Here is a 26,431-nt window from a genome sequence, read left to right as displayed (position 1 = left end):
GAAATGATGATGCACCAGTTCCTCACCGCCAACCGGACCGAGCTGATAGCCCGCTGCCGGGCCAAGGTTGCCCAGCGCGCCCCGCTCGGGGTGTCGGAAGAAGAGCTCGCGCATGGAGTAAGCATTTTCCTGGACCAGCTGATCAAGACCCTGCTGGTGGAAAAGACCGCGACCCCGATGCGCAGCCGCAAGGTGTCCGGCCCGTCGGGCGGCGGCAAGCCGAACCTGTCGGAGATCGGCGAATCGGCGACCCGGCACGGCCGCGAACTGCAGCGGCACGGATTCACCGCAGAGGAAGTCGTCCACGATTACGGCGACTTGTGCCAGTCCATCTCCGACCTTGCCTTCGAGCGCGGCGAGACCATGGAGGTCGACGAGTTCCGCACCCTCAACCGCTGCCTGGACAACGCCATCGCCAGCGCGGTCACCGAATTCGGCTACCAGCGCGATTTCGTCGTCGCCGACAGGCAGACCGTGGAATTGAACGAACGGCTGGGATTCTTCGCCCACGAGCTGCGCAACCAGCTGTGCACCGCCACATTGGCGTTGTCGATCATCAAGCAGGGCAATGTCGGTCTCAGCGGCGCCACCGGCGGCGTGCTGGATCGCGCCCTGGTGGGCCTGGCCAACCTGATCGACCGCTCGCTGGCCGAAGTGCGGATGACCGCGGGCCTTCCGGTGCTGCGCCACTTGTTCTCGCTTGCGGACTTCATCGCCGAGATCAAGCTCTCGGCGTCGCTGGAGGCGCAGGTGAAGGAATGCGTGTTGAACGTCTCCGCAGTGGACCCGAAGCTGGCCATCGACGTGGACCGCGACCTGTTGCTGGCGGCAGTGGGCAACCTGCTGCAGAACGCCTTCAAGTTCACCCACCCGCACAGCGAAGTGAGCCTGAACGCCTATGCGCTGGCCGACCGCATCCTGATCGACGTGCAGGACCATTGTGGGGGCCTGCCGCCGGGCTTCGCCGAGGACATGTTCCAGCCGTTCACCCAGGCAGCCGAGGACCGCACCGGCCTGGGCCTGGGCCTGTCCATCGCCCGACGCAGCGTGGAGGCGAACGACGGCATCCTCAGCGTGCGCAATCTTCCCGGAACCGGCTGCGTGTTCACCATCGACCTGCCGCGGCATTCGGTGACCGAGGCGGCACCTCTCCTGCCTCAGGCAGCGTAGTCCGCTTCTGTCGGGCGGGAACCTGCGAGACACCCGCTTCGACGAAGGCTGCAGCGGCGCGGCATGGCATCTCCAGTCCAACTCTTCCACATGGTGGAAGTATCCGCAGAAAACCCTGTTCCCCACGCCGTTCGGATCGGACTCACGGGCGGATCTTGAAACCCGGGTCCTCGTTGATGGAACCATCGGCTTCGAGCACGACGAAGCGCGTGCCATCGCGGTGGAACAGCACCGGCACCGGCGCCCGGAACAGCGGGCGGCGGACGAAGCGCAGCTTCCAGTGGAACTGCTCCATCGTGTGCAAGGTGGCCAATTGCTCCTTGCTGAGGCCTGCCCTCAACTCGGCATCGCTCTCTCCGTCTTCCGGATTGCGTCGTTCGCGGTCCGACATCGCCAGTCCTCCCTGGAATACTCCTCGATTTTGCATGGAATCGTTCCGATGGAATGTGAATCATGTGGAGGAAGCACCGATTCCGTGGGTGTCGACACTGATCGCGCGGACCGCGTCTGTCGCCGCGTCCCGGCCAAGACCATATGGCTTGTCGATCCGCGAAGCTCTCGTTCGTCGCGATAGCAGGAACCGGAATCCAGGCACCGTGTTCCGGCGCCACGGCGCTTTCTACAACCCTCGACACGGGAGTACGCCATGGGCAAGGTCATCGTGGAACAGATCGTCAGCGCGGACGGTTACGCCGCCTACAAGGACGGCGGCATCGGCTTCTTCGACGCCAGCGGCGATTTCAGGGAGGGCGAGGACGAGCAGATGAAGAGGCTGCGATCGGTCGGCGCCATCGTCTTCGGCGCGACCACTTACCGCATGTTCGCCGACTATTGGCCCGGTGCGGACGAGAAGGTGGAACGGGTCGCCGGCCCGATCAATTCCTTGCCCAAGTTCGTGGTATCCAACACGCTGCGATCCGCGCCATGGGGCGAAAAGGACGAAGTTGAAATCCTCCGCGGCGACGGCATCGAGTCCGTACGCCGTTTACGCCAGCGCATCGACGGCGACCTGATGATCTGGGGCAGCCTGACCCTGACCGACGCGTTGTTCCGTGCCCGCCAGGTGGACGTGCTGCGCCTGCGCATGATCGCGATGTTGCTGGGCGAAGGCCGCTCGTTCGCGCCCGATGGCCTGGGCGACCTGAAACTGGCGCTGCAGAGCGTCCGCGCATACCCGAGCGGACATATCGTGATGCAGTATTCCGCGTAGAGCGCGATATCCAGCCCCTCTCCCTTTACGGGAGAGGAGCCGCTCCGTGCAGCGAAGCAGCGCCTGCTCCCGCGAAGGCAGAGGAGAGCGCCGGCCTTGCCGCAGAGCGCTTCGCCCGCCGCTACCGGGGATCTAGCGCACCAGCGTCTGGATCGCGTGCGCCGGAATGCTCAACTGGGCCGAGTCCGAACCTACATAGAAGTTGTAGGCGATTTCCTTGTCGGTCGGGTTCATGACCACGGTGCTCAGGGTGTTGTCGGGGTTGAGGAAGGACGTGGTCAGCAAGGTGCTGCGGCTGCTGGCCGCGCTGACGCGGTGCGCGCCCGGGCGGATGAATTTCGAGAAGTGGCCGATGTAGTAGTAGCTGGGCGTGTAGATCAGTTCGCCGGTACGGGTGTCCGCGTGGATCGGCGCGAAACAAAGATTGCCGACATGGTTGGGGCCGCCGGTTTCGTCGAGCAGGATGTTCCAGTCGGTCCAGCCTTCGGCGCCGTTGTTGAGGTCGTTGATGATCGAACTGCCGTAGCGTTCGCCATTGGCCCAGTACTGGTAGCGCGCGGGATCGAACTTCTCCACCGCCGCTTCGGTCAGCAGCAGGTGCTTGTCGGGATAGTTCCGGGCCACGGTGGCCACGTTGCGGTACATCGGCTCGAAGCCGGCCCAGGTCTCGTACCAGTGGAAGCCCATGCCCCAGGCGTACTTCGACGCCTCCGGGTCGTCGAAGATCACCCGCGCGCGTTCGGTCATCATGTCGCGGTTGTGGTCCCAGACGATGATCTTCTTGTCGCCGTAGCCGGCCTTGTGCATGGTCGGGCCGAGGTGGTTCTTGAGGAAATCGCGTTCCTCCTCGGCGGTGTACAGCATCGACTCCCAGGTCTGCGTGGCCATCGGTTCGTTCTGCACGGTGATCGCCCAGATCGAGATGCCTTCCTTTTCATAGGCGGCAATGAACCTGGTGAAATACCTGGCCCACGCATCGGCGTACTCGGGCAGCAGCGACCCGCCCTTGAGCATGTTGTTGGTGGTCTTCATGAACGCCGGCGCGCTCCACGGGCTGGCGTACAGGGGCAGCTTGCCGCCCGCGGCTTCGATCGCCCGCTTGATCAGCGGGATGCGGAACCGGCGGTCGTGGTCGATCGAGAAAGTCGAGAGGGCCTTGTCGCCTTCCTCGATGTAGGTGTAGCTGGCGCTGCTGAAATCCGAGCTGTGGATGGTGGTGCGCGCCAGCGAATAGCCGATGCCGCTGTCCCTGTCGTAATACGCCTTGAGGAATTCGGCCTGCCGCGCGGGGTCCAGCTTTGCGAACACTTCGGCGCTGGAATCGGTGATGGCGCCGCCGATCCCGATCAGGGATTGATAGCGCTTGCCCGGATCCACGAAGATCGAGGTTTCGGCCTCGACCAGCTTGTGGCCCGGCTGCAGGGCGGCCGTGCCGCTCTTGCTCAAGCGTTGGTCCGACCCCGCCGCGCTGGTGTAGATCGCGATCGGCTTGCCGGTGTCCGGGAATTTTTCCATCGAGGCCTCGGCCGCAACGCCGGTGGTGGAATGGGCCAGCAGGACGATGGTCATTCCTGCCATCGTCGAGAAAAGGAGACTCTTCATCTGGTTGCCTCGAGGGTCGGGGGTGGCGGGTTCAAGAATACTTGCTCGGTTGCGGGCCGGGTCCAGGTGATACGGAGGGGAACCGCATCACCTGGTCAAACGCGCGGCAATGCCGGTTTGCCGCGAGGTTCCGGCGCAGGATCCGTGGGCACGGCGCCACCCATGACCACCGTGCTGTCGCGTCCGTTGTTCTTGGCCCGGTACAGCGCTTCGTCGGCCAGCGAGAACCATTCCTGCCAGCGCTCCTCTTCCCCGGCCATGGCTCCGCCCAGCGATATCGTGATGCGGCCGCCGGGGCCGCGCAGGCCGTTGCGCACCGCCTGGCGCAGGCGCTCGCTGGCGGTCCACAGGTCGTCGCGGGTATCGACGTCCAGCAGCACCACGAACTCTTCGCCGCCGAAGCGGAATACGCGGTCGTGCTTGCGCATCTCGAACTTGAGGATCGCGGCCAGGTCGGCGATCGCGGCATCGCCCGCGGCATGGCCGTGGGTGTCGTTGACTTCCTTGAAATGATCGATGTCCACGATCAGCAGCCCGTGGCTGCGGTCGCCGGCGCGGTGCCGCGCAACGGCGCCCTCCAGGGCCTGTTCCATCATCCGCCGGTTGGGCAGGCCGGTCAGCGCGTCGAGCGAGGCGAGCACTTCCAGTTGCTGGTGGTCGGTGCTGACCCGCAGGGCCGAGAGCCAGGCGAACAGGGTGACCAACGCGGCGACGGCGGCTGCGGACATGCGTTCGACCGGCAGGTCGAGCATGCGCGGCATCAGCAGCAGGGCCACGGTGAGCAACAGGTTGAAGGCCAGGGCCTGGCGTGGGCCGGCGATCAGGAAGTTGGTCATCAGCACCAGGTATACCCATGGCAGCGACACGGGTCCGATCACGTAGCAGGCGATGGCGCAACTCAGGCTGTTGGTGGCGCACAGGAACGCACCCGGGCCGGCGGTGTTGCCGGTGCGCAACGCATGGATCACCGGCACGCCGATCAGCACGACGATGGCGAAGTCGATGATGGCGGCCGGCCACTGTCCGTGCAGGGCGCGATAACCCGCGAACATGGCCAGCGTGCAGGTAGTCGCCGTCCCCAGCAGGGCGAGGATGCCGAGTTGGGAGTTGCGCCGGAACCGGTTGAGCAAGGCGGTCGATCCTCTGCCTGCGACGCCGGCGGGAGTGCCAGGGCGCGCTTTTCAGGCGATACCCTATCCTAATCCGGCCCGGTCTTCCCGGGGTGAGCCCGGGCACAGACCGGCGAAAGCCCGCACCGACCGCCGCGGCTCGATGCGCCCCCGCGACAGGGATCGCCATCCCGGCGCAGGCCGGGATGGCGACTTGTTCGATGACCGCAGCTTTGGCGTGCATCGCAAGGGCAGATTCGGCCCTCCGGATGAAGCCGCTCGCCTGGCATTTCGTTGCGCTCCATCCAGGCCAGGCCACGCGGTCGCCTGCACCTGCGACCCGGCTACAGCTCGTAACGGAATCCGAGCATGTACTGGCGGCCGTACTCGGTGTATTCCTCGGGCAGCAACAGGCCGGTGGAGCCGGAAGCCTCGCTGACCTGGGTACGGAACGGCGAGTTGTTGAGGTTGTTGACCTGGAACAGCAGCGACAACCCATGCAAGCGGCTGCCATCGGCGAAGTCGTAGCTCAGCTGCATGTCCAACTGGCGCTCGGGAAGCGTGTAGCGCAGCTGGCGCTGCCCGAACAGCGAGCTGTACTCGCCGCGGTACTTGTCGCGGTAGCGCTGACTCAGCCGCGCCGAGAATCCGTGGCGCTCGTAATAGACGGTGGCGTTGGCGACGATCTTGGACAGGCCGGGGATCGTGTCTGTGGCCGACCCTCCGGGGCCGTCGGGGTCGATCGACGATTCGGTGTACGACCCGTTGACCTGCGCACCGAATCCTTCCAGCGCCGGATGCAACAGCTCGCCGGAGAGCGACGCGCTCAACTCCACGCCGCGCATGTAGCCACCGCTGCCGTTGGCCCACGTGTAGAAACTGCCGATGTTGGAATGCGGCGTGTAACCGCTGTCATTGGGATAGTCGGTGAAATCCCAGCCGGTGATTTCCTGCTGGAAAACATAGGACTCGAGCTGCTTGTAGAACAGCGCCAAGGCGACGTAGCTCGCATCGCCGATGTACTTCTCGAACGACAGGTCGACGGCGTTGGCACGGTACGGCTCGAGCTTCGGGTTGCCGCCGCTGCCGGACCACTCGCCGAACTGGTTCACGCTGGCCGAACTGGCCGCGCTGAGGTAGTTGATCGGCGCGCGCATCAGGGTCTTGGCCCAGCCGAAGCGCACCATCCAGCCATCGCCGAAGTCCGCGACCAGGTTGAGGCTCGGCAGGATGTCGCCGTAGGAAGCGTCGATCTTCTGCGAACCGGCGACGATGCCGTTGTTGGCGTTGAAGCCGGTGGACGACTGTTCGCTGCGGATGTACTGGAAACCGGCATTGCCGCGCAGGCGGATGCGATCGCTTACGTCCATGTCGAGGTTGGCCCGGAAGTAGAACGTCTTGACGTCCTCCTCGACGATGTAGTCCTTGAGCACGTCGTCGTTGCTCTCGCTCAGGTTCACGTCGTAGTACTGGCCGAGCAGCGCGCGCGGATCGTAGGTGAGCACGTCGCCCATGCCAAGGAAACCCAGCGAGGTCGGCGAGGACAGCAGCGACGGATCGACCAGGGTCGGCGTGCGCCCGTTCTTGAGGTCGGCGAAATACACCTGCGCGGTCTTCTCCTTGCTGCGACGGTTGAGGTTGACGCCGACATCGTAGCTGCGCAGGAAATCCGACGACTCGACCACGCGGTTCAACGAGAACCGGGCCGCCTTGATGATGTCGGTCTGCTTGGAATCCTCCATGCGCCCGTCATGGCCGTATTTCTGCGGATCCCACAGGTAGACGGCAGCGGGATCGGATAGGTCGGGCAGCGAGTAATGTCCGAACCGGTTGCTCAGCGGAATCTCGAAATCGACGATCTGCGGGTCCAGGAGCCCGGCATAGGTTTCCAGCGTGGACTGTTCGCGCTCGGCGCGCGAATAGTTCAGGTCGACATTGAACGTGAACGGATCGAATGCGAAGCTGTTGTTCCAGCCCGCCGAATAAAGCTTGTCCTCGCGCGTGTTGTTGTCGTTGCGCACGATCGGCTGCACGCCGACCAGCGTACCGCTGGTGACGAAGGGATAACCCCGGTAGTCGCTCACGCCCACGTTGGCGTAGTCGACATTGGGGATCGGGTTGCCGTTCGCGTCGAGAGGAGCATCGACGTTGGCGAACCAGGGGTCGTTGCTCCACATCGTCCCGCGCATCGTCTCGTCCTGGTCGAACTTGGAGTAGTACAGGTCGAGGACGCTGTGCCAGGTGTCGTTGGGCTTGAACTCCAGCACGCCCATAACGCCGTCGCGGGTCAGGTTGCGGGATTTGATCCAGCCTTCGGACCCCTGCAGTGCGATGGCGTCGCTCGGCTTCCCGGCTTGCGGGTTGGGTGCGCCCCAGCCATTGGTCGTGTCGCCGCTGGCCCACCACCATTGCTTGTAGTGCTCCTCCTGGAACGGCGAATCAAGCCGCGCGATGCCCAGCGCGACGCCGATCGTGTTGTCTGCGAACTGGTCCACATACGATGCGGCGGCGCGATAACCGGTGTGGTCGCCGCCGGCGGTCAGCTTGCCCAGCGAGTTGTATTCGCCCTGCCCGCTGAACACGATGCGGCGCTCGCTCAGGTCCAGCGGATGGATGGTCTGCAGGTCGACGGTGCCCGAGAGGCCCTGCCCCACGATGCTCGCGTCCGGGGTCTTGTACACCGTGACCGCGTTGATCAACTCCGCCGGGTACTGGTCGAACTCCACGCCGCGGCTGTCGCCGGTGCTGACCTGCTCGCGCCCGTTCAACAGGGTTCCGGCGAACTGCTCGGACATGCCGCGGATGTTGATCACCTGCGAGCGCCCGTCCACGCGCTGGGTGGCCAGGCCCGGCAAGCGCGAAATGGAATCGGCGATGCTGATGTCCGGCAACTTGCCGATGTCCTCGGCGGAGATCGCTTCGACGATCGAACTGGATTCGTTCTTGGTCTCCACCGACTTGGCGATGCTGCTGCGGATGCCCTTCACCACCACGGCGTCCAGCGTATTCACATCCGGCTGCGCGGGCGCTTGCTCCGCGGGGACCGTTGCCGCGTCCTGGGCAAGGACCGGTTGCGCGCCGAACAGGGCCAGGCAGCAGGCGATGGCCAATGCATGCCGGTGCGCATGCCGGTGTATCGAAGAGGGGGAAATGAACGAGGGTTTCACTGCTTTGTTCAGGGGGGCCATCTATCCTCTCCGGAAAGTTGCTGACAGCGCTGTCGTATATTTACGCGTATGGTTTGTCAATCATCACGTGCATCACCCAGACTTCCTTCCGCGCCCGCCTCGCTTTTTGTCGCATGTAACGGTTGAAACGCATCGTTACAGTTGCGGCGCAACACGCACCAGCGCACGAATATCCCGCAATATCCGTTCATGAATCGGAATGGAGAAAAGCAGATGGACTCCCCGTCTCCTCGCCGGCAGGCAAGACCCGAAGCGGTCCTGCTTCTGGTTTTTTTCGCGATCGCGAGCGCGTGCAAAAACGACGCGCCTGCTCCCCCGGCAGCGCCTGCAAAGACACCTGTCCAGCAACAACCCGCGGCAAGGGTCGAAGCCTGGGTCACCACCGCCGACCACCGCCTGGCACTGCAGTCCGTGGCCGTCAGCGGAGAGGCCGCGGAAACGGCGACGGACACCGCGACAAGCATCGAGGTGGACACCGGCACCCGCTACCAGCGCATGCTCGGCTTCGGCGCCTCGATCACCGATGCCTCGGCCTGGCTGATCCGGAAAAAGATGACGCCGGAACAGCGCTTGGCCTTGCTGCAGGAACTGTTCGGCCGTTCCGGCAACGGCATCGGCCTGGAGTTCACCCGCCTGACCATCGGCGCCTCCGATTTCTCCCGCCATCACTACAGCCTGGACGATCCGCCGGATGGCCGGCCCGATCCGCAACTGCAACATTTCAGCATCGCGCCCAACCTGGACGACGTGGTCCCGGTCGCGCGCGAGGCATTGCGCATCAACCCGCGCCTGCAGGTGATGGCTTCGCCGTGGAGCGCGCCGGGATGGATGAAGGACAGCGACAGCCTGATCAAGGGCAAGTTGCGTCCCGAGTACTACGATGCGTTCGCCCGCTACCTGCTCAAGTACGTGGATGCGTACGCGGCCGAAGGCATCCCGATCTTCGCCCTGACCGTGCAGAACGAACCCGACTACGAACCCGCGGACTATCCCGGCATGCGCTTGAACGCACCGGCACGCGCGCGCCTGATCGGCGACCACCTCGGCCCATTGATCGCGCAACGCGGCAAGGGTCCGTTGATCTTCGATTGGGACCACAACTGGGACAAACCGCAGGAGCCGATGGCGGTGCTGTCCGATCCGGCCGCGGGCCCGCACGTGGCCGCCGTGGCCTGGCATTGCTACGGCGGCGAGGTCGCCGCGCAATCGCCGGTGCACGAGGCGTTCCCCGGCAAGGACGCATACATGACCGAATGCTCGGACGGCACCTGGGAACCGGTCCTCAGCGGCGGACTGCCGCTGCAGGCGCGGGAATTGATCGTGCAGACCACCCGGCACTGGGCGCGCGGCGTGTTGTTCTGGAATCTGGCGCTCGACGAAAAAGGCGGCCCGCACGCGGGCGGCTGCGACACCTGCATCGGCGTGGTCGCCATCGACTCGAAGACCGGGGCCGTGACCCGCAACAACGGCTACTACGCACTGGCCCACGCCAGCCGCTTCGTGCGCCAGGACGCGTACCGCATCGCCTCCACCGCAACCGCGGATGACGGCCTGGACAACGTCGCCTTCCAGAACAGCGACGACGGTTCGGTGGTGCTGATCGTGGTCAACTCCAATCCGCAACCGCGGACGGTCGCGGTCAGCCAGCAGGACCGGCGCTTCAACTACACCCTGCCCGCCAGCAGCGTGGCGACCTTCCGCTGGACGCCGCGTCCGCGTCACTTGTAGGAGGGGCTTCAGCCCCGACCGCAGAAGCCGGTGAAGCCTCGGGGCCGAAGCCCCTCCCACAACGGCAGCGTCATTCCTCCGGCGCAGGCTGCAGTTCCGCCTTCACTTCCTCCAGTTCGGCGATGGCCGTTTCCAGCGCGTCGTGGAATTCGCTCTGGCGCATCATCAGGTTCTCGATCTTCGTCGCCTGCTTCAACTTCGCAAGCTCGCCGTCGAACAACAGCCACTGGGTGGTCAGCATCTCCACGTTGTTCTTCGAGTAATGCCGCATCTCCTTGAGTTGCGACAGTGTGTCGGCGACGTGGTCGAGCGGGGTCTTGGCGGTTTCCTCGGACATGAGGTATTCCTCGATGGAAAGACGACGCGCCGATGCTACCTGTCGCACCCGGAAGCCGATGTCATGAAGCCGCCAACAACCCTACTTTGCGATAAACGGAATCCCGAACCACATTCCACAGATCCGGATTTACCTTCTCCCTTGCGTGCCTTTGATCCTGATCCTGTCTTCCGCTTCTCCACACGATGAACACGAACTTGATTACGAAGACTCCCGATGGGTTTTTTAGCATGCCCTTCACGGCCGCGGAGTCAGGGTGCAGGCACACCCCTCCAGGAATCCTCCCCATGAAGACTCCCCTGCTCGCCTTCAGCCTGCTTGCCCTGGCCCTGACCAGCGCCTGCGATCGCCGCGACGATCCGGAAAATTCGCCCACGCCGGAAGCGGCCATCGCCGACACCGCATCGGCACCCGCCAGCGATCCCACCGCTGCCCTACCGACGGACGCGAATGCCGACGGCACCGCACCCGCGGCCACGCCCGCCAACGACGATGCGCTGGCCCTGGGCCTGCTGGCCGCGGTCGACGACCATGAGATACAGGCGGCGCAGCAGGCCAAGTCGAAGCAGGTCTCGGCCGCGGTCATGGATTACGCCAGCATGATGGAAAAGCAGCACACCGATAACCTGGTCGAGACCAAGTCGCTGGGCGCGCTGGCCGACACGCCGGAGGTGCAGGCGATGAAGGAGAAAGGCGCCAGCGACCTGGCCGAACTGGGCAAGTTGTCGGGCAAGGAATACGAAACCGCCTACGTGGACGCGATGGTGAAAGGCCACACCGAAGTCCTGGCCCTGATCGACGGCCGCCTGCTCTCGCTGGCCTCGCTGGGACCGGTACGCGACCATCTGAGCAAGACGCGGGAACATGTGATGGCGCATCTGGAAGCGGCCAGGAAGCTGCAGGGCGCGCCGCCCGCGTAAGCAGCGGGAAAGGCCATGCAGGGCGAACCCGCCTGGGCGGGTTCGCCCTGCGCGTTCCGGCCCCATGCGATGGGATCCGGCGAGTCCGGATCCAAGCCCCGAAGGAAGTCAACCTGAGGGACAAAGACAGGCGAAAGTGCAGCGGCTACCATCGGTCCGACCCCAGGAGACCGCGCATGACCCATGGCACCCAGCATTCGGCCGAAGATCCACGCAACGCCGACACCCTCATTTCCATCAACGGCGTGATGAAGCATCGCAGCGAGGCGATGGTGTCGGTGTTCGACAGCGGCTTCGTGCTCGGCGACGGCGTGTGGGAAGGCTTCCGCGTGCTCGGTGGACATCCGCTGTTCCTGGACGCGCACCTGGACCGCCTGTACGAAGGGGCCAAGGCGATTCTGCTCGACATCGGCCTGGACCGTGAGCGGCTGACGCGCGCGATCTATGCCACGCTCGACGCCAACAACATGCATGGCGACGGCGTGCACATCCGCCTGATGGTCACCCGCGGAGTGAAAAGCACGCCTTACCAGGACCCACGCGTCACAATCGGCCCGGCCACCATCGTCATCATCCCAGAATACAAGACCGCCTCCACCGACACCGCCGCGCGCGGGCTCTCGCTGTTCACCGTGCACGTGCGCCGCGGCGCGCCGGACGTGCAGGACCCCAAGCTCAATTCGCACAGCAAGCTCAACTGCATCACCGCCTGCATCCAGGCTTATGGCGCGGGCGCGGACGAGGCGCTGATGCTGGATCCGCACGGTTTCGTCGCCACCTGCAATTCCACCCACTTCTTCATCGTGCGCAAGGGCGAGGTGTGGACCTCGACCGGGCAGTACTGCCTGGGCGGGATCACCCGCGCCAACATCATCACCCTCTGCCGCGAGAACGGCATCCCCGTGTTCGAGAAGTCCTTCAGCCTGACCGATGTGTATGGCGCGGACGAGGCCTTCGTCACCGGCACCTTCGGCGGGGTGGTGCCGGTGCATACGGTCGACCAGCGCGGGGTCGGCAATGAACCACGCGCTGAGGATGCGCGCGGGCCGATGGTGCAGCGCCTGCAGTCGCTGTATCGCGCGTTCGCCGCGGCCGATGCGGCCGCGCGCGTTCGTCCTGCATGAGTGCGTCGGGAATGGGTGTGTCGACCGAAGTTGTGCGGATGGCCATGTGGTCGGGCCCACGCAATATTTCCACGGCGATGATGCGGGCCTGGGAAAACCGCGGCGATTGCGCGGTCAGCGACGAGCCGCTGTACGCGCATTACCTGGACCACACCGGGCTGGACCATCCGGCGCGCGAGGAAGTGATCGCCGATGGCGACAGCGACTGGCGACGGGTGGTGGATTCGCTGCTGGGCGCGGCGCCCGGTGGCGCGGCGGTGTGGTACCAGAAGCACATGACCCACCATCTGTTGCCGCACATGGACCATGCATGGATCGCAGGCTTGCGAAATGTGCTGCTGATCCGCGACCCGCGCGAAGTGGTGGCGTCCTACGTGAAATCGCGGGCCACGGTCACCGCCAACGACATCGGCCTGCCGCAGCAGGTGGCGCTGTACGACGAGCTGTGCGCGACCGGTTCGCCGCCGCCGATCATCGATGCCGGCGATTTCCTGCGCGCCCCGGAACCGCACCTGCGCGCGCTGTGCGGGTGGCTGGGCATCCCTTTCACCGAACGCATGCTGCACTGGCCCAAGGGCCCACGCGCCAGCGACGGTATCTGGGCGCCGCACTGGTATGCGCATGTGTGGGAATCGACCGGCTTCGAAGCGCCGGCGGAAAAGGAGATCACCCTGTCGGGCGCGGCGGCGCAAGTCGCCGAGGAATGCAGGCCGCATTACGAGCGGCTGCACGGGTTGCGGATGCGGTAAGGGTGAACCTCTCATGGGGTTGGCTCCCGGCCCATCGGATGGGCTCATCGGGACCGCCCCATGGATTCTGCCGGCGCACTGGACGGATACGCATCCCTAACGGCCGCCCGTAGACAATCCTTATCTGTCGCGCGGGTCTTGCCGGCTCGCGCCGCCCGCAACCGGGAGAGCCTGCATGAGTGTGACTGCGGAGATCGGCGAGGCGCTGGCCAGGGAATTCGCCCTGCCCGATGCGGATACCACCACGGTCATGGTGGTGCGCCTGCTGGTGGCTGCGATACTCGGCGGGATGTTGGGCCTCGAGCGCGAGAGCAAGGGACGCGCAGCGGGCCTGAAGACCCACATCCTGGTGTCGATAGGGTCGGCGTTGTTCGTGATGGCGCCGTTGTTGTCGGGGATCGATCCGGGCGATGTGACGCGGGTGATGCAGGGCATCGTGTCGGGCATCGGTTTTCTCGGCGCGGGCGCGATCATCAAGCTGGAACGCGACGAGCGCATCGAGGGCCTCACCACCGCGGCCGGTATCTGGATGGTCTCCGCCGTGGGCATGGCCGCCGGCATGGGCATGGGGGTCATGGCGCTGGCGACCACGCTGATCGCGCTGGCGGTGGTCAACGCCATTCCAAAGCTCATGCGGAATGACGAGCCCTGAGTGGAAGTGTGCAGGGCCGTAAGGCGGCTCGAGACCCGCCTTACGATGATTGGCACGGCGACTATCTTGGTCGACCCGCCTTGCGCGTTGCCGGCGGTGAGGCGATGTATCCCGTCACTCGCCGGTGGGGAACGCGGCCATATCCATCCACATGGCTTCCCATACGTGGCCGTCAGGATCCGCCAGGTTGCGGTTGTACATGAAGCCGAGGTCCTGCTTCGGGTTGATGTCGGCGCTGCCGCCGTTGGCGGCAGCGGCCGCATTCATGGCATCGACGGCGTCGCGATCGTCCAGGGAAATGGCCAGCAGTACCTCGCTGGAGGTATTGGGCGGGATCGGGCGGCTGGTGAAGGTTCGCCACTTGTCGTAGGTCAGCAGCATGACGTTGATGGCCTCGCTCCAGACCATGCAGGCGGCCGTGGCGTCGGTGAATTGCGGGTTGTTGCGGAAACCCAGGGCCTCGTAGAACTTCATCGAGGCGGCAAGGTCGGTGACGGGCAGGTTGACGAAGATCATGCGCGGCATGGGTGCTGTCCTTTCGGTGGTGGGTATGTACCGGCGACGAGCGACAGGGATTGAAATCGACAAACGCGTGGCACGCTCCTCGGTAGGGTGGGCCTTGGCCCACCGGAAGGTGGCGATGTTCCATCTGGTGGGCCAAGGCCCACCCTACGGTTTTATTCCGCCGCTTCGGGCGCGCCCATGTTGCCCTTGCTGTACATGCCGGAGCGGTCGAAGCAGCAGGCGCGGCGATTGCCGCAGGCGAGTTTGTCGCAGGCCACGGCGATGCGTTTCACGCGGGTCTCGGCTTTCTTGCCGGAGGTGATCCAGTGGATCCAGTCGCGCCGCGCCACCGCGGTGATCTCGCCCCAGGTCGCCTTGGCGGCGGGGTTGCCGGCCAGCGCCTGCTTGAGGTCGGCGGGCACCTTGGGTTCCGGCTCCTTCTCCACCGGCGCGATCTCCAGCGCGACGCTGTCGCCCGCGGCGACGCCGGCCGCTTCGCGCAGTTTCTTTTCGACCTTGAGCCAGTGGCTGCCCTGGCCATCAGGCTCGAGCGTGGCCTGGAAGGGCTGGCCTTCGAGCGTGCCGTCGACGGTGACCATGCTCCGTGTCGGCAGCTTCTTGCTGGCGGCGGTGGGCAGCACCAGGAAGGTCCACGCCGCGCCCCTCGGCTCGGCGGGACGCGAGAGCTTTGCCTTGAACTTGATCGCTTCGGTGGATTTGGCCATGACGGAAAGGTAGCACTGGCAGTCGTTAACTGTCTGTCGAACAGGACCTAAATCGGCCTGACCCGGAACACCGCGCTGATGCGTGGACCTTGCGGCTTTTTCGTTTTCGGTATGCCGTGCTCGTGGGTGAGTTGCGAGGCGTGGCTCATGCACAACAGGCTGCCAGGCTCCAGGTCCACGGCGAGAGTGCGCCGGTCGCCTGCTTTCGTGCGGATCAGCATGCGCCGTGGGTCGCCCAGCGAGACCAGGGCGATCGGATGCGGGGCGGTGAGAATGTGCAGCTTGTCGTTGTGCATCGCCACGCTGTCGTTGCCATCGCGGTAGAGGTTGAGCCCTACTCCGTTGTAGGGCGCGGACATTTTCTGTTGCACGTGCGCCAGCATTACCGCCAGCGGAAGATCCGGTGGAAATGCGTCCGCGCGGTAGGAGGCGATCAGGCGCGGCACGTCGACGATGCGGTCGTACATGGGGCGCTGCAGGTGCGTCCATGCGGCCCTCGCCTGCAATTCGCAGAACCACTGCTGCGCCAGTCGCGCCTCGATGAATCCCGGCCAGTAGCGGATGCCGCCTTCGGCATCGTCCACCAGTTGCGTCATCGTCCCGACGAACAGGTCCAGCGAGAACGCGGCAGCCGGCATCAGTGGAAATCCCGCGATGAAGTCTGCAAACCGCCAAGCATCGCGCTGAGGTCCTGCATGTCCTTCGCGATCAGATGGGCCACGCCGTCCACCTGTTCCCAGCGCCCGCGCACCGCCAGCAGGCTGGCGCCGAGCAGCGCCTTGCGCCCGCGCTGGGCCACGTGTTCCCACACCACCACGTTGACCATGCCGTGTTCGTCTTCAAGGGTCACGAATATGGTTCCGCTCGCGGTCTGCGGACGTTGCCGGTTGGTCACCAGGCCCACCGCATGCACGCTGCTGCCGTGGCGCTTGTCGATCAGGTCACGCGAACCCAGCAGACGGCGCGCGCGCAACCGGTCGCGCAACAGCGACAGCGGATGCGCCTGCAGGGTAAGTCCCAGTGCGCGGTAGTCGGACAGCACTTCCTCGCCGATCCGCGGTGCAGGCAACTCGATCGATCGTTCTTCCGGACTGCCGGGCAGCAACGGGCGCTGGCGTTCGATACCCGCGACCATCCAGCGCGCCCGGTTGCGATTGCCGGCGAGGCTTTGCAGCGCGCCCGCCTCGGCCAACGCACTGCGCGCCTTTTCATCCAGCGGCGCGCGCAGGCACAGGTCGGCGATGTCATGGAACGGTTGCCGCTGGCGCGCAGCCATGATCGCCAGGGCCGCTTGCTCGGAGAGTCCGCCGACCTGGCGGAATCCCAGGCGTATCGCCGGCTGTTCGCCCGCATCGCCGTCGCCGCGCAGCGAGCCGCCCACCAGTGTGTTGTCGTAATCGCTGCAGGCCACGTCCACCGGCAGGAACTCGACCGCCTCCCTCGCCTGCCGTCCACGCCGCGCGTCCTGCACGATCTGGCTGGCGGGATAGAACCCCATCGGCTGCGCATTGAGCAGTGCGCAGGCGAAGGCGGCCGGTTCATGGCGTTTCAGCCAGCAACTGGCGTACACCAGCTTGGCGAACGAGGCCGCATGGCTCTGCGGGAATCCATAGGAACCGAAGCCCTTGATCTGTTCGAAGATCTGCTCGATGAAGGCCGACGTGTAGCCCTGGGCTTCCATCAGTTCGCGGATGCGCGCGCGATGCGGCTCCATGTCGCCGCCCTGTTTCCAGGCCGCCATCGAACGGCGCAGGTTGTCCGCTTCGCTGCCGCTATAGCCCGCATGGATCACCAGCTCCATGACCTGCTCCTGGAACAGAGGGATACCCAGAGTCGGCTCGAGGATTTCCCTGACGCCCTCCGACGGGTAATCCGGCGCTTCCTTGCCCATGCGCCTGCGCAGATAGGGATGGACCATGCCGCCCTGGATCGGTCCGGGACGCACGATCGCCACTTCCACCACCAGGTCGTAGAAGGAATTCGGCTTGAGCCGCGGCAGCATGCTCATCTGCGCGCGCGATTCGATCTGGAACACGCCCACCGTGTCGGCGAGCTGGATCATGTCGTAGGTCGGCTGGTCCTCCGGCGGCACGCTGGCCAGATCCATGACAAGGCCGCGATGCGTTTTCACCAGGTCGAACGCCTTGCGCAGGCAGGTCAGCATGCCCAGCGCCAGACAGTCGACTTTCAGCAGTTTCATTTCCTCCAGGTCGTTCTTGTCCCACTGGATGATGGTGCGCTCGGCCATCGCCGCGTTCTCCACCGGCACCAGATTCCACAACGGCGTATCGGAGATGACGAAACCGCCCACGTGCTGCGACAGGTGGCGCGGGTGGCCGTGCAGGGCATGGGTCAAGGTCAGGATGCGCGTGATCAGCGGATTCTGCGGATCGAACCCCGCTTCGCCCAGGCGCTGCTCCATCGGCGTTTCACCGTTGCCCCAGCCATAGCAGCCGGCCAGCAGCGTGATCTGGTCCGGTGGCAGGCCGAAGGCCTTGGCCACGTCGCGCAGGGCGCTGCGTCCGCGGTAACGGATCACGGTGGCGGCCAATGCCGTGCGTTCGCGCCCGTACTTGTTGTAGACGTACTGCAGCACTTCCTCACGGCGTTCGTGTTCGAAATCCACGTCGATGTCCGGCGGCTCGTTGCGTTCCTCGGACAGGAAGCGGGCCATCAGCAGGCGGCTTTCCTCGGGATTCACCGAGGTGATGCCCAGTGCGAAACAGACCGCCGAGTTGGCCGAGGAGCCGCGGCCCTGGCAGAGGATGCCGAGGCTGCGCGCGTAACGGACGATGTCCTCTACCGTGAGGAAGAAGGCCTCGTACTTGAGTTTGGCGATCAGCGCCAGCTCGCCTTCGATGGTCTGCATCACTTTCGCCGGCGTGCCGTTGGGCCAGCGCACGCGCAGGCCTTGCATCGTCAGCGCACGCAGGTGGCTGGCGGGGGTTTCGCCCGGCGGCACCAGTTCGGCGGGATAGACGTATTCCAGCTTGCGCAGGTCGAAGCTGCATTGCCGCGCGACGCTTACCGCGTTGTCCAGCAAGGCAGGGGGATGGATATTTCCCAAGGCGCGACGGCTGCGCAGGTGGCGCTCGCCGTTGCGGAAAAGATGCGCGCCCGCTTCGGCCAGTGGCACTCCGTGGCGGATGGCGGTCATCGTGTCCTGCAGTGCGCGCGTGCGCCGGGTGCACATGTGCACGTCGCCCGCGGCGACCGCCGGCAACGACAATTGCATCGATAGCGCGAGCAGTTCCTGCAGCCGCTGCGCATCGTCGCGGTCGCGGTGCAGTTCCACCGCCAGCCGGGCGCGTTCGCCGAAGGTCTCGCGCACCCAGACGCCCTCGCCCGCGTCGGGACTGCGGCCCGGCAACCACAGGGCGAAGATCCCGGGCACGCCAGCGGCGTCGGCATGCGCTTCGAAATCCGCGCGCGTGATCAGGTATTCGCCCTTCCCCGCCGCGCGGCGTGCCTGGGTGATCAACTGGCACAGATGCGTGTAGCCGGCCTGCGTCTGCACCAGCAGCACCAGGCGCAAGCCGTCTTCCAGTTCGAACTCGCTGCCGACGATCAGCTTGACCCCCGATTCTTCCGAGGCGACAAGCGCGCGCACGATGCCGGCCAGCGAGCATTCGTCGGTGATCGCCAGCGCTTCATAGCCGCACTGCGCGGCGCGGGCGAACAGCGCCTCGGCACTGGAAGCGCCGCGCAGGAACGAGAAATCCGACAGGCAGTGCAGTTCGGCGTACGCGGGCGGCGGGTCGCCGGGATCGTTGGCCGCCTCGAGCGACAGAGGGAACTGTTTCATGCGAACCAGCCATGCAGCATCCAGCTGCCCTGCTCGCCCACCCGTGCGAACGCCCAGGCGCGCTGGCCCTGCGAAGTTTCCAGCACGTAGTAATCGCGGCGTGCATCCTCGCCGTCCCACCAGCCGCTTTCCAGGCGTTCGGGGCCGGAGACGATGCGCAGGCCGTGGCCGCGCAGCGGGATGGGCCGCTGCAACAGCCAGCGTGGCCGGGACGGCAATAGCGGTGTCAGCGCCGGCCTTCCCTCGTCCCGGCGCCACGCGCGTTCCGGGCGCGGATCGCCTGCGGGCACGACGCGATAGACCGCCTCGTCGCCGAGACGCGCACGCAGGCGCTCGCGCAATTGCGGCCAGGGCAATGCCCGTTGCGCGCGGGTATCGAACAGATCGCGCGAAGCGGGCACGAACGGCGGCAGTTCGCGCGCCAGCAATCGCATTCCCACCACCGGTTTGGGAATGGCCACGCGTTCCAGACGGTTGCGGGTCAGTTCGAACAGCATCGCCGGTTCGCGCTCGGCGGACAGCAGGCCCACCTCGACATCGGTGTGCGCGCAGGCCGAGTCCCTGTTCTCGTGTTCCAGACGCAGGACGAAACGCTGCACGCCGCCATCGCGGATCGAGAGGTACATGCACAGGTCGTTGATCAGCCGGCGCAAGGGAAACAGCAGCGGCGGATGGTGTTCGACTTCATAGCCCAGTTCGATGCGGCTGTCGAAATGATCCGGCGGTGCGTAGTGCTCCAGCGGATCGTCGGCTTCGCCATACAGGCGGTCCAGGTGCTCGAGCAGTCCGATCCCGAAGCGCCGGCGCAGGCTGTCGCGCGGCAAGGCGCGCAGCGCACGCAGGTCGCGCACGCCCATGCGATGCAGGCGTTCGCCATCGCCGTCGGGCAACGCCGCGCGACGCACCGGCACTTTCGCCAGCAGCTCGTGCAGGGCCGGTGCCGAGGTCAGCGCCAGTCCGTCGCGCAAGCCGGCCAGCACGCGCGCGGCGCGCGGCGTCGGCGCCAGGGCGATGCGATGGCTGAATCCCAGCGCGGTCAGTTCTTCGCGCAGGCGTGCTTCGAAACGCGGCCACGGCCCCAGCAACTTGAAACTGGCGCGCGCTTCCAGGACCAGGCAACCCGGCCATTGCGCGCTGACCAGCGAGCTGTGTCGGTAGGCCCAGGCGGCGAGGAAGCGATGCCAGCGCGCTTCGGCCTGCGCATCGTGGACGACGGTGGCCACATCGGCCATCAGCGCATGCGCGGCGGACAGGCGCATGCCGGGTTTCAGCCCCGCTTTCGCTGCATTGGCGTTGACCGCGTGCAGGTGACGCAAATGCACGGGTCCGCTGACCAGCGCGAGCGGTTTATCGGGATCGGGCAAACGCCGGAGGACGGAATCCAGCGCCAGCTGCGGCAGCAGTATGCAGGCCCACAACATGCGCGTGGCTCAATGCGTCGCCAGCGCGAACGTGCGCGAAGGCAGTTGCCCGCCGCGGCATTTTCGTACCTGCCAGGCGCCATCTGCCCGCTCCAGACGCAGCGCAGCCGGCGACGCGTTGGCGACATGCCTGCGGTCGCGGAAAGCGAAGCCCAGGCAATCGCCGCTGTCGGCGGCGACCTGCAGCCGGCGCAGCGATTGCGCATCGGCCTGCGACGGCCAGCCCAGCACCGCGGCGCAGGCGCCGCTGCGCAGGCATTGTTCGAACGCCCACAACGCATCACGCGGCGAGGCGTCGACGATCTGCAGTTGCGACAGGTCGACGCCAGCGGCATGCCAAGCCGGCGCATACGGAATGTAAGGCGGTGCGATCACCACGACCGGCTGGCCGGCCTGGGTCATGCGCGCGAGCGTGGGGAACACCAGCTCGAGTTCGCCGACGCCATCGGCCGGCAACAGCAGCTCGGTCAGCGCGCGGCGCGGCCAGCCGCCTTGCGGAAGCAGCGCGTCCAGTGCGGCATGGCCGGTCGGTTCGCCGTCGGCGTGGATCCTGGCGCTGCGTCCGGCATGCCATAGGGTCTGCGCGGCGAACAGGGTTTCAAGGGCGACGACGGCGCCCATCAGCCCTGCCTGACCAGTCCGCAGTAGACGCCTTCGATGGCGAAGTCCTGGCCGGGTTCGACCACGATCGGCGCGTGCGAAGGGTTGCGCGGCAGCAGGCGGATGTTCCGACGTCCACGCTCGTAGCGCTTGATGGTGATCTCGCCATCCACGCGCGCGACCACCACCTGGCCGTTGCGCGCATCCGAGGTGCGATGCACGCCGACCAGGTCGCCGTCGAGGATGCCGTCGTCGATCATCGAGTCGCCCTGCACCTTCAGCAGGTAGTCGGGGGCCAGCGAGAACAGGGTCCGGTCCAGCCACAGTTGCTGGTCCAGGCCGATGTCGGCACCGATCGGGGAGCCGGCAGCGACCCGGCCCAGCACCGGCAGGGAGATCATCTGCCCCGGCCCGCGCCCGCCGACCAGGCGGATGCCGCGTTTCTGCCCGGGGGCCAGTTCGATCAGGCCGTCGGCGACCAGGGCCTGCACATGTTTCTGCGCGGCATTGCGCGAGGCGAAGCCGAATTCCTCGGCAATCTCGGCCAGGCTGGGCGCCTGGCCCTGCCCTTCGACCCGGTCACGGAGGAAGGCGAGGACGGCGGCGCGTTTGGGAGGAAGGGTGTCCATAGGTGTACATTTGTACACCCTCCGGTCGCAGGAGGCGAGAACCTTTCAGCCGGGCCTGGCGAAAGGCCCGTCCCGCCGGGGTCTCATGAGCCCAGGAAATCCGTCGCCCGTATAGGGCGGGCCCGGCCCGCCGGACGGAACCGCCCTTTGCCGCATGCGGCGAGCCCACCCTAGGCTGCCTGGCCTTGCATCACACGTGGGCCGGATCGGAGCCCGTGCGTGCACGTAACGCATCCCCGCCGTTCGCTAGGCTGGCTTGTCCTCCTCTCCGGCCGCGCCCTCGCATGGCGAAAACGAAATCCTCTTCCCGGGTGGTGATCCTGGTCGCGCTGGCGGGCAACGTCGCCATCGCCGTGACCAAGTTCGTGGCCGCGGCGGTGACCGGCAGCTCGGCGATGCTCAGCGAAGGCGTGCATTCGCTGGTGGACTCGATCAACGAGGTGCTGCTGTTGTACGGCAGCGCCCGTGCGGCGCGCCCGCCCAGCGCAAGCCATCCGTTCGGTTACGGACGCGAGCTGTATTTCTGGTCGTTCATGGTGGCCTTGCTGGTGTTTGCGGTCGGCGCCGGGGTCTCGGTCTACGAAGGCATCCACCACCTGTTGCATCCGGAGCCCATCGCCCGGCCGGGGGTGAATTACCTGGTGCTGGGCGCGGCGTTCCTGTTCGAGGGCACCTCGTGGGTCGTCGCCTTGCGCGCCTTCCGCCGCGAGAAGGGCGCGCTGGGCTGGTTCGAGGCGTTCCGCCGCAGCAAGGATCCAACCACGTTCACCGTGCTGTTCGAAGACAGCGCGGCGCTGGTCGGGCTGCTGGTCGCCTTCGCCGGTGTGACCGCCAGTCATCTGCTGCAGCAGCCGATGTACGACGGCATCGCTTCGATCGCGATCGGCGGCGTGCTCACGGTGACCGCGTTGCTGCTGGCGCGCGAAACCAAGGCGCTGTTGCTGGGCGAAGCCGCCGATCCGGGCGTGCACGCGGGCATCCTGCGCATCGCCGGCGCCGACCCCGGCCTGCGTTCGGCCAATGGCGTGCTGACCGTGCAGATGGGCCCGCGGCAGGTGGTGGCCGCGCTCAGTGCGGAGTTCGAGGACCCCCTGGACACCACGCAGATCGAGGCCTGCGTCAACCGCATCGAAACCGCGATCAAGGCGGCGCACCCGTCGGTGCAAGTGCTGTTCGTCAAACCGCAGACGCAGGCGACTTGGGAAAAGCGCATCGCGGGGCTGGGGGATGCGGATATTCCCGCGCCTTGAGGATCGCTACGGACCGCACGATTTCCAACACTCGCGGACCCCGGAAGCCTAGGCTGCCGCCCCGCGATGCGGCTGGCGTCGGAATTCCGCCCACCCAGCCATTCGGGGAACAAGCAGATGGACAGCAAATACGAGGCGGAGCTGCAGTTGCGCAACCTGTCCGGGCTGATGTCGCCGTTGAAGGCCGAAGATGTGCCGGTTTCGCTGACGCTGGCCGGCCGCCTACGCGGGGTGATCGAGTCGTGTGCGGACGAACACCAGTGCCACCTGCTGGCGGAGCTGGAATGCATGGTGGCCAAGCTCACCGCGATGGCCCAGGGCGAGTAGGCAGCCGCAGGCAGTCGCGCGGGGCGACGCCCCGCCCCCTCAACCCACGCGCAGCGCTTCGATGCGATCGGTCAACCGGCGCTGCAGGTCCATCGGCGAATCGAACGGGCCTTTCTCCACGCTGGCGGTGGCCACGCGCTTGGCGTCGTCGAACCAGGACTTCTTGTGTTCGACGAAATCCACCGCGTCGATCCGCGCCTTCAGCACATCGGTGTAGAACTTCGCACCGCCGTCCTGGTTGCGGAAGAACCAGCTGACCCGCCACCAGCGGTCCTTCTTCAGGTCGGGCGGGAATTTGCCCGTGTATTTCACCTTGACCTTGCCGCGGTTGGTCGGCACCTCGCCACCGGGTTCGGAGCCATAACCGATCGGCGAGGCCCAGACCGCAAGGTCCAGCTGCTGGGCCATGATCATCGGGAAGCTGTCGCCGATCGAACCCAGATAGTCGATCAGGTGCGCCTTGCGCGCCGCATCGCCCTTGCTGCCCTTGGGCGCCTTCAGGTAATTCTGCATCTGCTGGCGGATGCCGTCGGGCGCCACGCAACCCCAGAGTTTGATCAGCGCATCGCTGGCGAAGGCATCGGCGAACTTGCGTCCCTCGGCCCCGGCCAGCGGATTGGAACCGAAGAAATCGCGGATCCGGAAATCGGTGTCGTTCGGGTCGCGGTCCTGCTGGTCCAGCGGCTCCAGCTTGTTGCCGGCCGGATCGTATTCGGCACTGTTCCAGACGATCGGACCGCCCATCCAGCCGTGACTGAACACCTGCAGGCTGCGGATCGACTGCTTCGGCTGTTTTTTCACCCAGTCGTACATCAGGGTGATCGGCGGCCGCTCCGGGCCCAGGGTGCCGTCGGCATTGCGCATGTTCACGCGCGGCAGCAACTCGACCTCGGTGTCGGGCGCCGCGGTCGGCGCGCTGCCGCGTTTCAGCAGCAGGTTCTTCCAGGTCTTGACCGTGCCGTCGGGGAAATCGAAGAACACCAGGTCCACGGTTTCGGGCTTGCCGTCGTTCAGCGGATCCAGGTGGAAGAACATCCACGGATAGGCGACCTCGTTCTTCTTCCCGCCCTGCACGAAGACCACGGTCCGGGCCGCCGCCACGGCTCAGTTCCCCTCGTCCGGCAGCCACTCCCATACCTTGGGCGCGGTGCGCTTCCACTTCGGCAGGTCCGATTCGGGCCGCACCAGCACCAGCGCGGTCGGCACGCGGTTGTCCCAGGGTTCGCCGACCGGGATTTCGCCGCGCGGCGCGCCGGTGCGCTCGCGGATCTCGTCGATGATCGACACGTACAGCGGGCTGTTGATCCGCGGCGGCTCGCCTTCGCCGCCCCACAACTTGCCGGTCTCCTGAAAATGGCTGACCGCGGCCTCGAAGCCCGGGCGCACCGGCACCACCACGCGGGCCGAACCGGCGCGCAGGAATTCCAGGAACACCGGGTCGATTTCCTGCTTGCTGAAGCGCTCCACCCAGGTCGCCTTGCGCGACCAGAAATACGGGTAGAACACGTACTGCATCTGGTCCCACTCGAAGGCCTGTTCGAAGAAGCGGATGTAGGCGCCCTCGGCCGCGGCTTCGGCGAAATCGAAATACGGCGGGCTGGCGTCCTTGGTCGCGTCGAAGGCGTCGTAGCGCTGCTGGGTGATCATCGACAAGCAGTGCTTGCGCAACTCGGTGACCACCATCTGCCGGTTGGTCGCCGGCGGCGCGCCGAACGGCATCCGGTTTTCGCGCTCGGCCCGGGCCTCGGCCTCGGCGCGCAACTGTTCCACCTTCTGTTCGTGTTCGCGCACGCGGTCCTCGTAGGCACCGCGGATCTTCTTGTAGCTGGCCAGGCGCCAGCGGTCTTCCTCCTCGTCGGTGCGCTGGGCGACCACCACGATGTCCAGCGACCAGGTCGCGGTCTCGTAGGCGACGATCGACACGCCCAGCTTGGATTCGGCGCTCAAGGCATACGGCTCCGCGTCCAGGTACAGGTACAGCGACGGCTGGTGGGCCAGGGTGTAGCCGCCGCTCACCGCCACCCGGCCCGCGGCCGGCGGCTGCCACAGGGCGCGCTCGCTGCCGATGGTGACCGCGATGACCGGGTTCTGGTCGGTCAGCGCCACGCCACGCACGCGCGCGCGCAACGGGCGGTAGCCGGCGGGCACGGTCAGCTCCAGGCGCTGCACGCCGCGCGGCTGGCCGCTTTCGCTGGCGTTGTCCTCGCCATGCTTGGCGCCCGAGTTGATCAGCAGGTACGGCGCGGGCATGCCGTCGATGTCGGCGCCGTACTCGGCGGCCAGGGCAAAGGCCAGGTCCTCGCTGAGGTAGGAGGCGTTGGGGCAGACCAGATCGAGTTTCTGCGGCGGCGGCGGCAGGTCCACGTCCAGGGTCGGGTGTTTCTCCACGTACCAGAAGAACGAGGCCGGCTCCGGGATCATGAAGTCGAACATCTGGCGGATGCCGTAGTTGAACACCTGGGTTTCGTAGACCTTGTCCAGGAACTGGTAGACGCCGTTGATGTGCTTGCCGGTGCCGTGGGGCGGGCCGTTGTCCAGTTCGTGCAGGTTGGTTTCCTCGGTCTCGCGGATCAGCGTGCGGGTGCGCACTTCGCGCACGCGTTCGGTCAGCCGTTCCAGCGAGCGGCTGACCACGTCCTTGGCGTACTTCGACGAGTTTTTGGAAACGTCTTCGGTGGAAGAGGAATCCTCGACCAGGAAGCTGTTGCTGAATTCCACGGTCGGCCCGTACTTGCCGGACAGGCTCAGGCCGAAGCCCTGCTTGTGGTCGTTCTGGATGGTCCTGGACGATTCGCGGTTGAGTTCGAAGCGGTCGGTACTCTGCAGTTCGGTCTCGCTGCTGCGGGTGTTCTCGGTTTCGTTGACGGTGGTTTCCTCGCTGCGTTCCAGCTGCCGGTGGGCGCGCGATTTCTTTTCGCCGATCAGCACGTTTTCGATGTGGGCGATTTCCGCGCCTTCGTAGCGCTTGATCTGCTGCTTGACCACCAGCAGGTCGGCGACGCCGGCCGGCTGCACCAGCGCGGCGCCGGGCGCCGGCGGCAGGGTGATGCCGGACTGGGCGGTCACCACCGGCCGCGGCCAGTGCGGGATCTTCGCCGGCACCAGCCATTTGTCGGCGAACAGCCGCTGCACGGCGGTGTCGATGGGGGTGGCGGCCAGGTCCACGCCCTGGTTCTTCAGCACGGCCTGGGTCTCGCGCGAGACGGTCTTGCGCGCGGCGGCGGTCAGGGTGAAGGGGGTGGTGTCGCGGACCGCGCCGCCGCGTTCGTCGGGTTGCACCAGCAGTTCGCGCCGGTCCATGCGCACCAGTTCGCGGATCGCGCTGGTCAGGGCTTCGCGGTCGGCGCCGGGCGCGGGGGTGGGCACGCGCCCGGCGCCGAC

The 26,431-nt window shown here is 66.1% G+C and carries 23 protein-coding genes; 9 read left to right on the top strand and 14 right to left on the bottom strand.

Annotation, left to right across the window (positions count from 1 at the left end; genetic code table 11):
• Positions 1–9 precede the first annotated feature (9 nt).
• The gene (locus CSC74_RS00115) at positions 10–1,170 is read left to right on the top strand and encodes a sensor histidine kinase (protein ID WP_162312410.1); all 1,161 of its coding nucleotides are present in this window, start codon (positions 10–12) and stop codon (positions 1,168–1,170) included.
• Between the two features lie 142 nt (positions 1,171–1,312).
• On the opposite strand, the gene CSC74_RS00110 is transcribed toward CSC74_RS00115, so the two are convergent.
• A complete protein-coding gene (locus tag CSC74_RS00110; protein ID WP_246192884.1) occupies positions 1,313–1,597 on the bottom strand; it encodes a hypothetical protein in 285 nt (94 codons plus the stop codon).
• A 219-nt stretch (positions 1,598–1,816) separates the two neighbouring features.
• Between CSC74_RS00110 and CSC74_RS00105 the strand changes: the two genes are divergently transcribed.
• Positions 1,817–2,380 carry a dihydrofolate reductase family protein gene (locus CSC74_RS00105; RefSeq protein ID WP_162312409.1) on the top strand — a complete coding sequence of 188 codons (564 nt, stop codon included), beginning with the start codon at positions 1,817–1,819 and terminating at the stop codon, positions 2,378–2,380.
• A 132-nt stretch (positions 2,381–2,512) separates the two neighbouring features.
• On the opposite strand, the gene CSC74_RS00100 is transcribed toward CSC74_RS00105, so the two are convergent.
• The 3 genes from CSC74_RS00100 to CSC74_RS00090 all read right to left on the bottom strand — a co-directional run bounded on the left by CSC74_RS00100 (position 2,513) and on the right by CSC74_RS00090 (position 8,279).
• On the bottom strand, positions 2,513–3,958 hold the full coding sequence (locus tag CSC74_RS00100; RefSeq protein WP_162313659.1) for a glycoside hydrolase family 30 protein: 1,446 nt from the start codon (positions 3,956–3,958) through the stop codon (positions 2,513–2,515).
• Between the two features lie 119 nt (positions 3,959–4,077).
• Entirely contained in the window at positions 4,078–5,112 is a 1,035-nt protein-coding gene (locus tag CSC74_RS00095; RefSeq protein WP_246192882.1) for a GGDEF domain-containing protein, read from the bottom strand.
• Positions 5,113–5,435: 323 nt separating this feature from the next.
• A complete protein-coding gene (locus tag CSC74_RS00090) occupies positions 5,436–8,279 on the bottom strand; it encodes a TonB-dependent receptor (RefSeq protein WP_162312408.1) in 2,844 nt (947 codons plus the stop codon).
• 411 nt (positions 8,280–8,690) lie between these two features.
• On the opposite strand from CSC74_RS00090, the gene CSC74_RS00085 reads away from it, so the two are divergent.
• Positions 8,691–10,007 (top strand): glycoside hydrolase family 30 protein, encoded by a 1,317-nt coding sequence (locus tag CSC74_RS00085; protein ID WP_246192880.1) that lies wholly within the window; start codon positions 8,691–8,693, stop codon positions 10,005–10,007.
• A gap of 70 nt (positions 10,008–10,077) precedes the next feature.
• Here the strand turns inward: CSC74_RS00085 and CSC74_RS00080 are convergent, their stop codons facing one another.
• The gene (locus CSC74_RS00080; protein WP_162312406.1) at positions 10,078–10,344 is read right to left on the bottom strand and encodes a hypothetical protein; all 267 of its coding nucleotides are present in this window, start codon (positions 10,342–10,344) and stop codon (positions 10,078–10,080) included.
• A 287-nt stretch (positions 10,345–10,631) separates the two neighbouring features.
• Between CSC74_RS00080 and CSC74_RS00075 the strand changes: the two genes are divergently transcribed.
• The 4 genes from CSC74_RS00075 (at position 10,632) to CSC74_RS00060 (ending at position 13,789) form a co-directional block, all read left to right on the top strand.
• Complete coding sequence (locus CSC74_RS00075) at positions 10,632–11,264, top strand: DUF4142 domain-containing protein (protein ID WP_162312405.1); 633 nt, start codon at positions 10,632–10,634, stop codon at positions 11,262–11,264.
• Positions 11,265–11,440: 176 nt separating this feature from the next.
• Positions 11,441–12,388, top strand: coding sequence for an aminotransferase class IV (locus tag CSC74_RS00070; RefSeq protein ID WP_162312404.1), 948 nt, complete (start codon positions 11,441–11,443; stop codon positions 12,386–12,388).
• Positions 12,389–12,405: 17 nt separating this feature from the next.
• The gene (locus CSC74_RS00065; RefSeq protein ID WP_211369525.1) at positions 12,406–13,137 is read left to right on the top strand and encodes a sulfotransferase-like domain-containing protein; all 732 of its coding nucleotides are present in this window, start codon (positions 12,406–12,408) and stop codon (positions 13,135–13,137) included.
• A gap of 175 nt (positions 13,138–13,312) precedes the next feature.
• Entirely contained in the window at positions 13,313–13,789 is a 477-nt protein-coding gene (locus CSC74_RS00060; protein WP_162312402.1) for an MgtC/SapB family protein, read from the top strand.
• 114 nt (positions 13,790–13,903) lie between these two features.
• Here the strand turns inward: CSC74_RS00060 and CSC74_RS00055 are convergent, their stop codons facing one another.
• The 7 genes from CSC74_RS00055 to lexA form a co-directional block, all read right to left on the bottom strand.
• Positions 13,904–14,314, bottom strand: a complete 411-nt coding sequence (locus CSC74_RS00055; RefSeq protein ID WP_162312401.1) for a VOC family protein — start codon at positions 14,312–14,314, stop codon at positions 13,904–13,906.
• A gap of 152 nt (positions 14,315–14,466) precedes the next feature.
• Positions 14,467–15,018: a YdeI/OmpD-associated family protein gene (locus tag CSC74_RS00050; protein ID WP_162312400.1), complete on the bottom strand. Its 552-nt coding sequence runs from the start codon at positions 15,016–15,018 to the stop codon at positions 14,467–14,469.
• A gap of 47 nt (positions 15,019–15,065) precedes the next feature.
• Positions 15,066–15,656 (bottom strand): alpha-ketoglutarate-dependent dioxygenase AlkB family protein, encoded by a 591-nt coding sequence (locus tag CSC74_RS00045; protein WP_246192878.1) that lies wholly within the window; start codon positions 15,654–15,656, stop codon positions 15,066–15,068.
• Entirely contained in the window at positions 15,656–18,823 is a 3,168-nt protein-coding gene (locus CSC74_RS00040) for an error-prone DNA polymerase (protein ID WP_162312399.1), read from the bottom strand. The genes CSC74_RS00045 and CSC74_RS00040 overlap by 1 nt, the downstream gene beginning before the upstream one ends.
• Positions 18,820–20,244 (bottom strand): Y-family DNA polymerase, encoded by a 1,425-nt coding sequence (locus CSC74_RS00035; RefSeq protein ID WP_162312398.1) that lies wholly within the window; start codon positions 20,242–20,244, stop codon positions 18,820–18,822. Before CSC74_RS00035 ends, CSC74_RS00040 begins: the two co-directional genes overlap by 4 nt.
• 9 nt (positions 20,245–20,253) lie before the next feature.
• On the bottom strand, positions 20,254–20,865 hold the full coding sequence (imuA, locus tag CSC74_RS00030; protein ID WP_162312397.1) for a translesion DNA synthesis-associated protein ImuA: 612 nt from the start codon (positions 20,863–20,865) through the stop codon (positions 20,254–20,256).
• Entirely contained in the window at positions 20,865–21,473 is a 609-nt protein-coding gene (lexA, locus tag CSC74_RS00025) for a transcriptional repressor LexA (protein WP_162312396.1), read from the bottom strand. The genes imuA and lexA overlap by 1 nt, the downstream gene beginning before the upstream one ends.
• A gap of 284 nt (positions 21,474–21,757) precedes the next feature.
• On the opposite strand from lexA, the gene CSC74_RS00020 reads away from it, so the two are divergent.
• On the top strand, positions 21,758–22,723 hold the full coding sequence (locus tag CSC74_RS00020) for a cation diffusion facilitator family transporter (RefSeq protein WP_162312395.1): 966 nt from the start codon (positions 21,758–21,760) through the stop codon (positions 22,721–22,723).
• 117 nt (positions 22,724–22,840) lie between these two features.
• Positions 22,841–23,050 carry a hypothetical protein gene (locus CSC74_RS00015; protein WP_162312394.1) on the top strand — a complete coding sequence of 70 codons (210 nt, stop codon included), beginning with the start codon at positions 22,841–22,843 and terminating at the stop codon, positions 23,048–23,050.
• A gap of 39 nt (positions 23,051–23,089) precedes the next feature.
• On the opposite strand, the gene CSC74_RS00010 is transcribed toward CSC74_RS00015, so the two are convergent.
• Both CSC74_RS00010 and CSC74_RS00005 read right to left on the bottom strand, forming a co-directional pair.
• Positions 23,090–24,151 carry a hypothetical protein gene (locus CSC74_RS00010; RefSeq protein WP_162312393.1) on the bottom strand — a complete coding sequence of 354 codons (1,062 nt, stop codon included), beginning with the start codon at positions 24,149–24,151 and terminating at the stop codon, positions 23,090–23,092.
• Positions 24,152–24,154: 3 nt separating this feature from the next.
• The coding region (locus CSC74_RS00005; RefSeq protein WP_211369524.1) for a hypothetical protein at positions 24,155–26,431 on the bottom strand (2,277 nt) is incomplete at its 5' end.

This window comes from Pseudoxanthomonas yeongjuensis (assembly GCF_010093345.1).
Lineage (GTDB): Bacteria > Pseudomonadota > Gammaproteobacteria > Xanthomonadales > Xanthomonadaceae > Pseudoxanthomonas_A > Pseudoxanthomonas_A yeongjuensis.
The sequence above is the reverse complement of the archived record's forward strand: the minus strand, read 5'-3'. Positions and strand labels throughout refer to the sequence as shown.